The sequence below is a fragment of the Ralstonia edaphi genome (assembly GCF_958350185.1).
GTDB classification, from domain to species: domain Bacteria; phylum Pseudomonadota; class Gammaproteobacteria; order Burkholderiales; family Burkholderiaceae; genus Ralstonia; species Ralstonia edaphi.
Window position 1 is genome coordinate 430,456 of the sequence record NZ_CATWHI010000002.1, and the last position, 14,430, is coordinate 444,885.

Here is a 14,430-nt window from a genome sequence, read left to right on the forward strand (position 1 = left end):
GTTGGGCCGTCCGCCACGTCGTGCAGCGTCGTTCAAAGGACCGGCCGCGCTGCATGCGCCGCCGGTCCGCCTGATTACTTCACTTCGTCAGGCTTGCCCTCGTTGCCCGGGATGTACGGGCTCCACGGCTTGGCGCGGATCACCGTCGGCGTCTTCCACACGACGTTGAACTGGCCGTCGCCGCGCACCTCGCCAATCATCACGGGCTTGCTCAGGTGATGGTTGTTGTTCATCACCAGCGTGAAGCCCGACGGTGCCTTGAACTGCTGGCCGTACATCGCCTTGCGGACCTTGTCCACGTCGGTGGAGCCGGCCTTCTCGACGGCCTGCTTCCACATCATGATGCCGACGTAGGTGGCTTCCATCGGGTCGTTGGTGACGCGCTTGTCGCCGCCGGGCAGGTTGTTGGCCTTGACCCATGCAGCCCACTTCTTCTTGAAGTCGTCGTTGACCGGGTTCTTGACCGACATGAAGTAGTTCCATGCCGCCAGGTGGCCCACCAGCGGCTTGGTGTCGATACCGCGCAGTTCTTCTTCACCCACCGAGAAGGCCACCACCGGCACGTCCTTGGCCTTCAGGCCGGCGTTGCCGAGTTCCTTGTAGAACGGCACGTTGGAGTCGCCGTTGATGGTCGACACCACGGCGGTCTTGCCGCCCTGCGAGAACTTCTTGATGTTGGCAACGATGGTCTGATAGTCGGAGTGGCCGAACGGGGTGTAGACCTCTTCGATGTCGCTGTCCTTCACGCCCTTGCTGTGCAGGAAGGCGCGCAGGATCTTGTTGGTCGTGCGCGGATAGACGTAATCGGTACCGAGCAGGAAGAAGCGCTTGGCACCGCCGCCTTCCTTGCTCATCAGGTATTCCACGGCCGGAATGGCCTGCTGGTTGGGCGCCGCGCCGGTGTAGAAGACGTTCTTCGACATCTCTTCGCCTTCGTACTGCACCGGGTAGAACAGCAGGCCGTTCAGCTCTTCATAGACCGGCAGCACCGACTTGCGCGACACCGACGTCCAGCAGCCGAACGTCACAGCCACCTTGTCCTGCGTCAGCAGCCCGCGCGCCTTCTCGGCAAACAGCGGCCAGTTCGATGCCGGATCCACCACCACCGGCTCCAGCTTGCGGCCCAGCACGCCACCACTCTTGTTGATCTCGTCGATCGTCATCAGCGCAACGTCTTTCAGCGACGTCTCGGAGATGGCCATCGTGCCCGACAGCGAATGCAGGACGCCGACCTTGATCGGTTCTTTTGCCTGAGCAAACGCGAGGCTCGACACGGACAACAGCGTTGCGGCGGCGACGGCAGACAGCTTCAACAGCTCACGACGTTTCATTGCGGCTCCTTGGGTTTATTGGTGGCGAGAACGACTCCCCGGGGCCCAAAAGTGCAACTACCGTGCCATCGCATTTGGCTCATTCGAAGGGAAATTCGCGCCAAAACGGTGCCAAAACGGCGCCAAGTCAGCGCATTTGCTCATCGGAATGCGCCTGCTTGGGGCGCAAGAAGACAAGCACAAAACAAGCGGAGCGCAAGGGCAAACCGATGCAAAAAGAAAGGCCGGCATTGCGCCGGCCTCGGAGCCTTGCGAAGAACGGGACTCAGGAATAGCGGCGCGAAATCGATTCGGCCACGCACACGGGGCGCTCCTGCCCCTCTCGCTCGATGGTCACGGCCCAGGTCATCTGTGCGCCGGTCAATGCGGGTGCGTTGGGCAGCGGCGGCAGCGCTTCCATTTCGACCAGCTTCACGCGCGCGCGCACGCGGCTGCCGACCGGCACCGGCGCCGTAAAGCGAACCTTGTTCAGGCCGTAGTTCACGCCCATCTTCACGTCGGACATCTCGATCGCATTGGCCATCAGCATCGGCAGCAGCGACAGCGTCAGAAAACCGTGCGCCACGGGTGCGCCAAACGGCGACTCACGCTTGGCGCGCTCCACATCCACGTGAATCCACTGGTGATCGCCCGTGGCCTCGGCAAAGAGGTTCACCTGCTGCTGCGTGATCTCGGTCCAGTCACTCACGGCAACTTCCTGACCGATCAAACCTTTCAGCTCGTCGAGCGATTCGATGATGCGCATCTGGGTTGTCTCCTTGTTGTGATGCGATGAGGTGTCATCAAGCCTTCGGGCGTCGGCCAAACAAGCCCATGCCCGTGACCGTGCAGACGAGTTCGCCGCGCTGGTTGCGCGCTTCCCAGCGGTTGACCGCCACACCGCGGTCCGGCTTCGACTGCGAGGGACGCACCTCCATGCACGTGCTCGACACCGACAGCGTGTCGCCCGGATACACCGGCTTCATCCAGCGGATTTCATCCACGCCCGGTGAACCCATGCTGGCTGCCTTGCCCAGGAAGCCGGTCACCATCAGCCGCATCATGATCGAACAGGTCATCCAGCCGCTCGAAATAATGCCGCCGTAGATGCTGTGCTTGGCGGCCTCTGCATCGATGTGGAACGGCTGCGGATCGTACTGCCGCGCGAAGCTCAGGATCTCTTCTTCGGTGACGGTGTAGGTACCCATCTGCAGCGTGCGGCCGACCTCGAAATCGTCGAAGTAGAACTCGTACGATCGTGTCGCTGCTGCGTTTTCGTTTTCCGCCATGTCGTCTCCTCCAAATGACAACGCCCCGCACGAATGCGGGGCGTTCAGGTTTGCCGTTACGCCGCCTGCTGGAAGCCGGGCAGCGATGCGAAGCGTGCCAGGTGATGATCCACGTCACCCAGCGTCGTGTTGATCATCGTCAGCCGCTTGAACATGTGTGCGGCTGGCAGTTCGTTCGTCACGCCCATGCCGCCGTGCAACTGCACCGCTTCCTGGCCAACATCACGCGCAGCCTGGCCGACACGTGCCTTGGCCGCCGACACATAGCGGCGGCGCGCCTCGACATCGCCATCTTCAAAGTGCGCAGCCGCCAGATACGTGATCGAACGCGCCTGCTCGCCATGGATAAACATGTCGACCATGCGGTGTTGCAGCGCCTGGAAGCGCGCGATGGGCACGCCAAATTGCTGGCGGGTCTTGGTGTACTCCAGCGTTGCGGCGTTCAGCGCATCGATCAGACCGATCGCTTCAGCGCACAACAGCACGCAGCCAAGATCGGCGACGGCGTCGATGGTCTCCCACGCTTCGCCGGCCTTGCCCAGCACCGTTGCCGAGGCGTTGTCGAAGCGGATGTCCGCAGCGTGCAGGTTGTCGATCGTGCGGTAGTCCTTGACCGTCACGCCAGCGGCATCGCGATCAACCACGAAGAGCGACAGGCCCGATGTATCGCGCGCTTCGCCGCCCGTGCGCGCCGAGACGATCAGCTTGTCCGCCTGCGCGCCATGCACCACCACCGCCTTCTCGCCGGTGAGCGTCCAACCGGCGCCCTGCTGCGTAGCGCGCGTGGTGACGTTGAACAGCTCGTAACGCGATTGGCGCTCGCCGAATGCAATGGCCAGCTTCACGGCGCCGCCAGCGACTTCTTCCAGCAGCGCTTCCTGACCGCCCGCAAGCTTCAGGGCCTGGGCGCCCAGCACGGTGGCCTGATACGGCTCCACCACCAGGCCGCGGCCCAGTTCCTGCATCACCACCAGCAGGTCCATCGCGCGGCCATCAAAACCGCCTTGTGCTTCAGGCACCGGCAGCGCGGTCAGGCCCAGTTCGGCCAGTGCATCCCAATGACCCTGCGACACACCTTCCGGCGAATACACGACCTTGTTGCGCGCCTCAAAGCTGTAGTCCTTCTCGATGAAGCGGCGCACCGCATCGGCCAGTTGCTTCTGTTCGTCGGTGAACGAGAAATCCATGTTTGTCTCCGCTATGTGTTCTGTCGCCGTTCTGCTCAGACGCCAAGGATCATCTGCGAGATGATGTTGCGCTGGATTTCGTTCGACCCGCCGTAGATCGAGGTCTTGCGATAGTTGAAGTAGTACGGCGCAAGCGGCGCGGCATCGTTGTCGCCCGTCGCGGCCTGCGAGGTCTCGCCTTCAAGGTAGCTCGGGTCGAACGGCTGGGCGTATGGCCCTACGGCCTCGACCATCAGCTCGGTCAGCATCTGCTGGATCTGCGTGCCCTTGATCTTGAGCAGCGACGCCTCGGGCCCCGGGCCCTTTCCTGCGTTCTCGCTCGACACCACGCGCAGCACCGTCATCTCCAGCGCCAGCAGTTCGATCTCCAGCGACGCCACCTTGGCACCGAATACCGGGTCCTGCAGCAGCGGCTTGCCGTTCTTCTGGTGTTGCTTGGCAACGCGCTTGAGGAACGCCAGTTCGCGCTTGGAATTGCCCACACGTGCAATGCCGGTGCGCTCGTGGCCGAGCAGGTATTTGGCGTACGTCCACCCGCGGTTCTCATCCCCGATCAGGTTCTGGACGGGCACCTTGACGTTGTCGAAGAAGACCTCGTTCACCTCGTGCTCTTCGTCCAGCATGATGATCGGGCGCACGGTAATGCCCGGCGTCTTCATGTCGATCAGCAGGAACGAGATGCCTTCTTGCTTCTTCGCATCGGGGTCGGTGCGGACGAGGCAGAAGATCATGTCGGCGTGTTGGCCGAGCGTCGTCCACGTCTTCTGGCCGTTGACGATGTAGTGATCGCCTTCGCGCACGGCGCGTGTCTTCACGGAGGCCAGATCGGACCCGGAACCCGGCTCCGAATAGCCCTGGCACCACCAGTCGGTGCAATCAACGATGCGCGGCAGGAAGTAGCGCTTCTGCGCTTCATTGCCGTACTTCATGATCACGGGCGCGACCATGCTGACGCCGAACGGCAGCACGCCAGGCGCGCCGACCTGCGCGCACTCTTCGTCCCAGATGTGTTTTTGGATGGGCGACCAGCCGGTGCCGCCCCACTCGACCGGCCAGTGCGGTACCGACCAGCCCTTCGCTGCGAGCGCCTTGTGCCAGCGGACGAAATCGTCGCGGCTCAGGCGGCGGTGGTTCAACACCTTGTCCTGGATGTCCTTGGGCAGATTGGCTTCCAGCCAGCCGCGGACTTCCTGGCGGAACGCGTCGTCGGCCGCCGAGTAATTCAGATCCATGCCTGTCTCCTGTGGTTGGCTCCCCACCGTGGCAAATCGGCGGAGAACGTTCTGTCGGACCGGCGCGGACCTGAATCGGGGCGGCTAGTGCACGGGCTGCTTGAGCGCGTCGGGCACCAGCAGCGGCATCACGTCGATGCCTTCCTCGGCCAGTTCCTGCGCTTCCTCCCGAGATGTCGTCCCGCGAATGCCCCGCTCCGGCGCCTCGTTGTAGTGCATGCGGCGCGCCTCTTCTGCAAACCGCTCACCGACGTCCTCGGTATTGGCAAGGACATGGCGGACGGCTTTCAGGTAAAGCTGTTGCAGGGTTGCGGGCGCACTGCCCTCGCCTTCGGCCGCCTTGCCGGCGCCGCTCTTGTGGGCGGTCTCCGTACGAGACGACGACAGATTCAGGCGCGGCGCACTCGGCAAGCGCTCAACCTCGTTGTGACCGCAAACTGGGCACGTCAATAGCCCGCGCTCTTGCTGCGATTGCAGATCGGCATCGGAGCCGAACCAGCCTTCGAAGCGATGGTCATTGGCACAGCGGAGGTCCAGCACTTTCATGATCGGTCCAGCGCATGGGGACGAGTGTATCCCCGATTCGAAAATTTGTGAACGGTCGTGCTAATTTTTTTGCACGATCGTTCGCTATGGTAGCGACAATAAGAAACCAGAGTAATCCAGCGATGATTACAAGCGGCTCATGCGCCACCTGGCGTCCACACGCCGGACAGAATCTTCTCGAGCCAGAACGTGCCGATGATGGTCTTCACGTCTGAAATTTTGCCATCGCGCACCCAATCGATGAGCTGGCCAGCCGACGTGACAAAAGTCTCGAGAAATTCGCCTTCATCGAGCATCGCCTCGCCTTGCTTCAAATCCCGGGCAAGATAAATGTCGATGAATTCGGTGGAATACGAAATGACCGGGTGGATGCGTGTGAGGTAGTCCCAGCGCTCGGCCGTGTAGCCAGTTTCCTCGCGCAATTCGCGCTTGCCGCATGCCAGGGCGCCTTCCTCCGGGTCAAGCTTGCCGGCTGGGAATTCAATCATCACTTGCCCGACTGGGTATCGGAACTGGCGCTCCATGAGCACCGTGCCGTCGTCGAACAGGGGAATCATCATCACCGCGCCGGGGTGAACGAGGTATTCGCGGCTGGCGTTGCGGCCGTCCGGCAGACGGACGATATCTTGCTTGAGCGTGAGAAACTTGCCTTGATGCATCAACGCAGATGCCACCTGCGTCTCGCGCAGACCGGCATCCGGGTCCTGGGCCGTATCAGGGGTAGCGTTCGATGGAGTGTGATCGGACATGGCGCTCTCTCATGCCGAGACAGCGGGAACCTGCCCGGCGGGATTTAACGGGAATCGCGAGGATGGCGAACCAGGTATTGCCACGTAAAGCCCGGAAACGCGAACACCAGCATCAGGCAAGCGGTGATCGCGTAAAACTGCCAGCCTTGCGGGAAGGCATTGCCCTGGCTTGATTCGATACCGAAGCCGACCACGCCCACCACAACATACATGGCAATCAGCTCGGTGCCGCGCAGCCAGAACGGCTTGCGCGGCCAGCGTACCGGCACCAGTGCCAACACGCGTTGATTGACGAACGGCAGGTTGGCACAGATCAGTGCCAACACGATGACAAACAGGCCGCCCGTCGACGTGCTCATGACGCTCGCCGTGTTACGAAGCCAGCGTCAGGCGGATCGCCTGATAGCACACGGCCATCAGCCCGGCCGGGAAGATACCGAGCAACAACACCAGCAAGCCATTGATCGACAGCAGCGAGCGCAGGCCGAAGGTGGCTTCCACAGGGCCTTCGTCAGCCGGCACGTCGAAGTACATGACCTTGATGACACGCAGGTAGTAGAACGCGCCCACGAGCGAGAACAGCACCGCCACAACGGCCAGCCACGACATGCCCGCATCGACCACTGCGCCCAGGACCGACAGCTTGGCGTAGAAGCCGACCGTCGGCGGCAGGCCCGCCAGCGACATCATGATGAACAGCATCAGCAGCGCAAACCACGGGCTCTTTTTCGACAAGCCTTTCAGGTCGGCAATGTCCTCTGCCTCGTAGCCCTTACGCGACAGCAGCAGGATGATGCCGAACGCGCCCAGTGCGGTCAGCACGTAGGTAATGGCATAGAACATCGACGCGCTGTAGGCCTGGGCCGTCAAATCCGGCTTGCCAGAGCTGACGCCCGATACCAGACCCAGCAGCAGGAAGCCCATGTGGGAGACCGTCGAATAGCCCAGCAGTCGCTTGAAGTTAGTCTGCACAACGCCCGTGATATTGCCGATGGCCAGCGACACGACGGCCAGCACGATCAACATGTTCTGCCAGTCGAACGCCAGCGGCAGCAGGCCCTCCACCAAGATACGCAGCGTCATCGCGAATGCAGCCACCTTCGGTGCGCCGGCAATCAACAGTGTCACCGCCGTGGGCGAGCCTTGGTACACGTCGGGGACCCACATGTGGAACGGTGCCACACCGAGCTTGAAGCCCAGCCCGGCGACGATGAACACCACGCCGAACACGAGGATCGTCTTGTTGATCTCACCGTTCTTGATGGCGTCAAACACCTTGCCCAGTTCCAGCGAGCCGGTCGCGCCGTACAGCATCGACATGCCGTACAGCAGCAGGCCCGATGCCAGTGCGCCGAGGATGAAGTACTTCATGGCCGATTCGGACGACACGTTCGAACGGCGACGCAGCGCTACCAGCGTGTACGACGCCAGCGACAGCAGTTCCAGGCCCAGATAGAGCACGAGGAAGTTGTTGCCGGTGATCATCACCACCTGACCGCCCAGTGTAAACAGGGCGAACATGTAGAACTCACCCGCATACATGTCGCGGTCGGCGAGATAGCGGCGCGTGTACACCAGCGTGGCAAACAGCGTCAGCGCACAGAACGACGCCAGCACGTTGGCCATCGGATCGATCACGGCCATGTTGCCGAAGACGTAGTGCGTCTCACCGTTCGCGGCGTTCAACGCGAACCACACCGCCAGCACCAGCGTAATCACCAACGAAACCGGATACGCCACGCTGCTTCGTTTCTGGCCACGTGCCAAGTCAATCCAGTTGACGGCACCAATGCCCAGCGCGAGAAAAACGATTGGGGCAAAAGCCGCAATAGAGGAGGACGATTGCATAGTTTCTTCTCGCTGCTTACAGCTTCGACTGAGCCACGTGGGTCAGCAGATTGACCACGGACGCATGCATGACATCGGTGAACGGTTTCGGATACAGGCCCATGTACAGGGTGGCGATCGCGAGCACGCCCAGCATGAAGAACTCACGGCAATTCAGGTCCTTCAACTCAGCCACGTGCTTGTGGGTCACATCACCGAAGATCACGCGCTTGACCATCCACAGCGAATACGCTGCGCCAAAGATCAGCGCCGTGGCAGCAAGCAGACCGATCCAGAAGTTGAACTTGACGGAGCCGAGGATCACCATGAACTCTCCGACGAAACCCGAGGTTGCCGGGAGGCCGCAGTTTGCCATCGCAAAGAAGACCGACAGCGCCGCGAACTTCGGCATCGTGTTCACCACACCGCCGTAATCGGCGATCTGACGCGAGTGCACGCGGTCATACAACACGCCAATGCACAGGAACATTGCGCCCGAGATGAAGCCGTGCGAGATCATCTGGACGATAGCGCCCTCCACACCGATCTCGTTGAAGATGAAGAAGCCCAGCGTGACGAAGCCCATGTGCGCGATCGACGAATACGCCACCAGCTTCTTCATGTCGGCCTGCACGAGCGCCACCAGACCGATGTAGATCACGGCAACCAGCGAGATCGCGATGATGAATGCGGACAGGCTGTGGCTGGCATCCGGCGCGATCGGCAGCGAGAACCGCAGGAAACCGTAGGCACCCAGCTTCAGCATGATGGCAGCCAGCACCACCGAACCACCGGTCGGCGCTTCCACGTGAGCATCCGGCAGCCAGGTGTGCACCGGCCACATCGGCACCTTCACGGCAAAGGCCATGAAGAACGCCAGGAAGATCAGGATCTGCTCGTTCATCGACAGCTTGACCTGATGCCACTGCAGGATTTCAAACGTGCCGCTGTGGAAGTACAGGTACAGCAGCGCAACCAGCGTCAGCAAAGAGCCCAGCAGCGTGTAGAGGAAGAACTTGAATGCTGCGTAGACGCGGTTCGGGCCGCCCCACACGCCGATGATGATGTACATCGGGATCAGCGTGGCTTCGAAGAACACGTAGAACAGCAGACCGTCGAGCGACGCAAACACGCCGATCATCAGACCCGAGAGAATCAGGAACGCAGCCATGTACTGCGCCACGCGCTCGGTAATCACTTCCCAGGCGGCGATGACGACGATGACAGTGATGAACGCGGTCAGCACCACGAACCACATCGAGATGCCGTCGACACCCAAGTAGTAGCTGATGTGGAAGCGCTCGATCCACGACGACTTCTCGACGAACTGCATGGCAGCCGTCGTCTTGTCGAAACGCGTGATCAGCGGCAACGTCATCACAAAGCTGATCAGCGAGCCGATCAGCGACATCCAGCGGACATAACCGGGATTGCGGTCTGAGCCCGAGGCCAGCACCAGCACGCCGAAGAAGATCGGCAGCCAGATCGCAAAAGACAGAACCATTTTTGTAATCCCTTATTTGCCTGCCAGGAACACGAAATACGTCAGCAACCCAACCGTGCCGATGATCATCGCGAACGCATAGTCATAGATGAAGCCGGACTGGAGCAGGCGCACGACCGTCGCGAACCAGCCCACCAGACGCGCGCTGCCGTTCACGACAACACCGTCGATCACACCTTGATCGCCGCCCTTCCACAGGCCGCGGCCGAACTTGACCGCACCGTTGGCAAAGACGATCTCGTTGATCTTGTCCATGTAGTACTTGTTGTCCAGCAGCTTGTAGACGCCGGAGAAGCGCTTGGCGATCGCCGCCGGAATATCCGGACGCTTCAAGTAGAAGAACCACGACAGCACGACACCCGACACCAACAGAATGAACGGTGCCGACGTGAAGCCGTGCAGAGCCATCGCCACCCAGCCGTGGAAGTCTTCGGCCAGCACCTTCATGGCTTCATGGTTTTCGCTGTTGAAGATGACTTCCGAGAACACCACACCGTGCTTAAAGAACTCGCCGAACAGCATCGGCTGGATCGCCATTGCACCGATGATGACCGACGGGATCGCCAACAGCACCAGCGGCACCGTCACCACCCACGGCGACTCGTGCGGTTTTTGACCGGGCGCGAGACCATGGTGATGGTCGTGATCACCCTCTTCCTCTTCATGATGGTCGTGGGCCTTGCCGAAACGCTCTTCGCCATGGAACACCAGGAAGTACATGCGGAACGAGTAGAACGCGGTCACGAACACGCCCGCCAGCACGGCCCAGTAAGCGAAGCCCGCGCCCGGCAGGTGCGATTCACGCACCGCTTCGATGATCGAGTCCTTGGAATAGAAGCCCGAGAAGAACGGCGTGCCAATCAGCGCCAAGGAACCCACCAGCGACGTCAGCCACGTGATTGGCATGTACTTGCGAAGGCCGCCCATATTGCGCATGTCCTGATCGTGGTGCATGCCGATGATGACCGAGCCGGCACCCAGGAACAGCAGTGCCTTAAAGAAGGCGTGTGTCATCAGGTGGAACACGGCCACTTGGTAGGCCGATGCGCCCAGCGCGACGGTCATATAGCCCAGCTGAGACAGCGTGGAGTACGCCACCACACGCTTGATGTCGGTCTGGATGATGCCCAGGAAGCCCATGAACAGCGCGGTGATGGCGCCGATGATCAGCACGAACGACAGCGCGGTGTCCGACAGCTCGAATAGCGGCGACATGCGTGCGACCATGAAGATACCGGCCGTCACCATTGTGGCCGCGTGAATCAGTGCGGAAATCGGGGTCGGGCCTTCCATCGAATCCGGCAGCCACACGTGCAGCGGGAATTGCGCGGATTTACCCATTGCGCCGATGAACAGGCAGATGCAGGCCACCGTCAGCATGTGCCAGTCCGTGCCCGGAAAGCCGATCGTGGCCAGGTTGTCGCGGGCGGCGAACACGTCGGCGTAGCTCAGGCTACCGCTGTACGCCAGCAGCAGGCCGATACCGAGCACGAACCCAAAGTCGCCCACGCGGTTGACCAGGAACGCCTTCATGTTGGCGTAGATGGCCGTCGGACGCTTGAACCAGAAGCCGATCAGCAGGTACGACACCAGACCCACCGCTTCCCAGCCGAAGAACAGCTGCAGGAAGTTGTTGCTCATCACGAGCATCAACATCGAGAACGTGAACAGCGAGATGTACGCGAAGAAACGGTTGTAACCGTCGTCTTCCGCCATGTAGCCGATGGTGTAGATGTGCACCATCAGCGAGACAAAGGTCACCACGCACATCATCATCGCCGTGAGCGAATCGATGAGGAAGCCGACTTCCATCTTCAGCGAGCCGACCGTCATCCACTCATAGACGGTGCCGTTGTAGCCGGCACCATTGATGACGTCGGACAACGTCAGCGCCGACAGGATGAAGGCGATCGCAACACCGAGGATGGTGACGCTGTGGGATGCCGTGCGGCCGATCTTCTCGCCAAAGAACTTGGTGCCGAACAGCCCGGCGATCGCTGCGCCGGCCAGCGGCGCGAGCGGAATCGCCAGCAGCAGGTTGGGATTGAGCGTGGTAGCCATGGAACGCTTCTTATAGGTGGATGCGGAGGTCAGCCCTTGAGGCTGTCCAGATCGTCGACGTTGATGGTGTCCAGATTACGGAACAGCACCACCAGGATGGCGAGACCAATCGCGGATTCCGCCGCGGCCACCGTCAGGATGAAAAACACGAACACCTGTCCCGCCAGATCGCCCAAGTAGTGGGAGAACGCGACGAAGTTCAGGTTGACCGCCAGCAGCATCAGCTCGATGGCCATCAGTAGCACGATGACGTTCTTGCGGTTCAGGAAGATGCCGACGATGCTGATGGCAAACAGCACCGCGCCGAGCACGAGGTAATGGGCAAGGGATAGCGAAGACATATGGGTTCTCCCGGGGCTCAGCTCTTGGATTCAGCCGAAGCTGCGCCAGCCGACTTTTCCGCCGGCATCGAGACCAGACGCACGCGGTCCTTGCGCTTCACGCGGATTTGATCGGACACGTTCTGTGCCTTGGTGTCCTTGCGACGGCGAGCGGTCAGGGCCACGGCGGCGACAATCGCCAGCAGCAGCACCGCGCCGGCCACTTCAAAGGCATAGATGTAATCGGTGTAGATGAGCTTCCCGAGCGCTTGCGTGTTCGGGCCGGTAAAGCCCTTCGGCAGCTCCTGCACGGGCTGCACGCGGCCCATGAAGGTCTTGGTCAAGACGACCGCCATTTCCAGGATGATGACCACGCCGACGAAGGCTGCCATCGGCACATAGGTCCAGAAATCGCGTCGCAGGTGTTCGATGTCGATATCGATCATCATCACCACGAACAGGAACAGCACCATCACTGCCCCAACGTAGACCAGCACCAGCGTGATGGCGAGGAACTCCGCCTTGAGCAGCATCCAGATCGCCGCCGCGGTGAAGAACGAGAGCACGAGGAACAGCGCCGCGTGCACCGGGTTCTTCGCGGTGATGACCTTCAGCGCTGCGAGCACCAGCACGAGCGCGAAACAGTAGAAGATGATCGTCGTGATTTCCATGATCCTGGCACGGGCCGTTTTGCGGCACGCGCTTGTCCGAAGCCGCGATGGCCTGACGCCACCGCAACTGGTTGGCTCTCGAAGAGCCGTTGTCCAACCGGGATGTCAACTGCAACGCCCGCCAACTCCAACTGCACGGCGGACGTCTTGAATCAGCGGTACTTTGCGTCGGCCGCCTTGTTGGCCGCAATTTCCGGCTCGAAGCGATCACCCACGGCCAGCAGCATGTCTTTGGTGAAATACAGGTCGCCGCGCTTTTCACCGTGGTATTCCAGGATGTGCGTTTCGACGATGGCGTCCACCGGGCAAGCCTCTTCACAGAAGCCGCAGAAAATGCACTTGGTCAGGTCGATGTCATAGCGCGTGGTGCGGCGGGTGCCGTCGTCGCGCTGATCCGACTCGATCGTAATGGCCAGGGCCGGGCACACGGCTTCGCACAGTTTGCAAGCGATGCAGCGTTCTTCGCCGTTCGGATAGCGACGCAGTGCATGCAGACCGCGGAAACGCGGCGACAGCGGCGTCTTCTCTTCCGGAAAGAGAACAGTGATCTTGCGCGCAAACAGGTAGCGCCCAGTCAGCGCCAGGCCCTTGAAGAGTTCCTTCAGGAGCAGGCTGTTAAAGAATTCCTTGATGGCAAGCAACATGGTGCCTTCCTATTGTCCCGTTACTTCCAGATGTTCCACGGCGACACCAACCAGATGGCGACGACGACAAGCCAGCCCACAGTGAGCGGAATGAAGATCTTCCAGCCCAGACGCATGATCTGGTCATAGCGATAACGCGGGAACGATGCGCGCAGCCAGATAAAGACCGACAGCAGCAGGAAAACCTTGATCAGCAGCCAGAAGAAGCCCGGAATCCAGTTCAGCACCGGTGCGTCGATCGGCGAAGCCCAGCCGCCCAGGAACAGCGTTGCGGTCAGCGCCGAGATCACAATCATATTGATGTACTCGGCCAGGAAGAACAGCGCGAACGCCATGCCCGAGTACTCGATCATGTGGCCGGCCACGATTTCGGATTCACCTTCCACCACGTCAAACGGATGGCGGTTCGTTTCAGCCACGCCCGAGATGAAGTAGACGCCGAACATCGGCAGCAGCGGCAGCCAGTTCCACGAGAGAATGTTGATGCCGTGACCCGCAAAGAAACCGCGGTTCTGCGAGTTGACGATGTCCGACAGGTTCAGGCTGCCCGTCACCATCAGCACCGTCACAAGCGCGAAGCCCATCGCGATTTCGTACGAAATCATCTGTGCCGAGGCACGCATCGCACCGAGGAACGCGTACTTCGAGTTCGAAGCCCAGCCCGCCAGAATCACGCCGTACACGCCGACAGAGCTGATCGCCATGACATACAGCAGGCCGGCGTTGATGTTCGACACCATCGCCTCGGCCTGGAACGGAATCACCGCCCAGATCGCCACGGCGGGCATGAGCACCATCAGCGGCGCGATGATGTACATGCCACGGCTGACCGCGCTCGGCACCATGACTTCCTTGAGCAGCAGCTTGAGCACGTCGGCAATCGGCTGCAGCAGACCCATCGGGCCCACGCGATTCGGGCCCAGACGCACGTGCATCCAGCCGATGAGCTTGCGCTCCCACAGGATCAGGTAAGCCACACACAGCAGCAGCGGCAGAATGATGCAGACCGCACGGACCAGCGTCCAGATCAGCGGCCACCACCCACCGAAGGTGGCAGTACCGAAAGAAGTAATCGACTCGATCATGTTGA

General features: G+C 61.0%; 15 protein-coding genes. All 15 read right to left on the reverse strand.

Annotated elements, in window-relative coordinates; all coding sequences use genetic code 11:
- Positions 1 to 74: 74 nt before the first annotated feature.
- The 15 genes from urtA to nuoH all read right to left on the reverse strand — a co-directional run bounded on the left by urtA (position 75) and on the right by nuoH (position 14,425).
- Entirely contained in the window at positions 75 to 1,331 is a 1,257-nt protein-coding gene (urtA, locus tag R2669_RS07175; RefSeq protein WP_027681046.1) for an urea ABC transporter substrate-binding protein, read from the reverse strand.
- Between the two features lie 265 nt (positions 1,332 to 1,596).
- Complete coding sequence (locus R2669_RS07180) at positions 1,597 to 2,076, reverse strand: MaoC family dehydratase (protein WP_092969588.1); 480 nt, start codon at positions 2,074 to 2,076, stop codon at positions 1,597 to 1,599.
- Positions 2,077 to 2,113: 37 nt separating this feature from the next.
- Positions 2,114 to 2,599 carry a MaoC family dehydratase gene (locus R2669_RS07185; protein WP_316899416.1) on the reverse strand — a complete coding sequence of 162 codons (486 nt, stop codon included), beginning with the start codon at positions 2,597 to 2,599 and terminating at the stop codon, positions 2,114 to 2,116.
- Positions 2,600 to 2,655: 56 nt separating this feature from the next.
- Positions 2,656 to 3,786, reverse strand: a complete 1,131-nt coding sequence (locus tag R2669_RS07190) for an acyl-CoA dehydrogenase family protein (RefSeq protein ID WP_147217703.1) — start codon at positions 3,784 to 3,786, stop codon at positions 2,656 to 2,658.
- A gap of 35 nt (positions 3,787 to 3,821) precedes the next feature.
- Positions 3,822 to 5,018, reverse strand: coding sequence for an acyl-CoA dehydrogenase family protein (locus tag R2669_RS07195; RefSeq protein ID WP_102066401.1), 1,197 nt, complete (start codon positions 5,016 to 5,018; stop codon positions 3,822 to 3,824).
- Positions 5,019 to 5,102: 84 nt separating this feature from the next.
- Positions 5,103 to 5,564, reverse strand: a complete 462-nt coding sequence (locus R2669_RS07200) for a DUF1178 family protein (RefSeq protein WP_316889522.1) — start codon at positions 5,562 to 5,564, stop codon at positions 5,103 to 5,105.
- Between the two features lie 137 nt (positions 5,565 to 5,701).
- Positions 5,702 to 6,313 (reverse strand): NUDIX domain-containing protein, encoded by a 612-nt coding sequence (locus R2669_RS07205; protein ID WP_147217699.1) that lies wholly within the window; start codon positions 6,311 to 6,313, stop codon positions 5,702 to 5,704.
- A gap of 44 nt (positions 6,314 to 6,357) precedes the next feature.
- Entirely contained in the window at positions 6,358 to 6,672 is a 315-nt protein-coding gene (locus R2669_RS07210; protein ID WP_316873301.1) for a DUF2818 family protein, read from the reverse strand.
- Positions 6,673 to 6,685: 13 nt separating this feature from the next.
- The gene (gene nuoN / locus R2669_RS07215; RefSeq protein WP_147217695.1) at positions 6,686 to 8,161 is read right to left on the reverse strand and encodes an NADH-quinone oxidoreductase subunit NuoN; all 1,476 of its coding nucleotides are present in this window, start codon (positions 8,159 to 8,161) and stop codon (positions 6,686 to 6,688) included.
- Positions 8,162 to 8,177: 16 nt separating this feature from the next.
- A complete protein-coding gene (locus R2669_RS07220; protein WP_316873299.1) occupies positions 8,178 to 9,644 on the reverse strand; it encodes an NADH-quinone oxidoreductase subunit M in 1,467 nt (488 codons plus the stop codon).
- A 12-nt stretch (positions 9,645 to 9,656) separates the two neighbouring features.
- On the reverse strand, positions 9,657 to 11,705 hold the full coding sequence (gene nuoL, locus R2669_RS07225) for an NADH-quinone oxidoreductase subunit L (protein WP_316899420.1): 2,049 nt from the start codon (positions 11,703 to 11,705) through the stop codon (positions 9,657 to 9,659).
- A gap of 29 nt (positions 11,706 to 11,734) precedes the next feature.
- Complete coding sequence (gene nuoK, locus R2669_RS07230; protein WP_004630788.1) at positions 11,735 to 12,046, reverse strand: NADH-quinone oxidoreductase subunit NuoK; 312 nt, start codon at positions 12,044 to 12,046, stop codon at positions 11,735 to 11,737.
- Positions 12,047 to 12,063: 17 nt separating this feature from the next.
- Complete coding sequence (locus tag R2669_RS07235; RefSeq protein WP_027681035.1) at positions 12,064 to 12,696, reverse strand: NADH-quinone oxidoreductase subunit J; 633 nt, start codon at positions 12,694 to 12,696, stop codon at positions 12,064 to 12,066.
- A 152-nt stretch (positions 12,697 to 12,848) separates the two neighbouring features.
- Positions 12,849 to 13,340: an NADH-quinone oxidoreductase subunit NuoI gene (gene nuoI, locus R2669_RS07240; protein WP_003261939.1), complete on the reverse strand. Its 492-nt coding sequence runs from the start codon at positions 13,338 to 13,340 to the stop codon at positions 12,849 to 12,851.
- Between the two features lie 20 nt (positions 13,341 to 13,360).
- Complete coding sequence (gene nuoH, locus R2669_RS07245) at positions 13,361 to 14,425, reverse strand: NADH-quinone oxidoreductase subunit NuoH (protein WP_009241059.1); 1,065 nt, start codon at positions 14,423 to 14,425, stop codon at positions 13,361 to 13,363.
- Between the last annotated feature and the right edge of the window lie 5 nt (positions 14,426 to 14,430).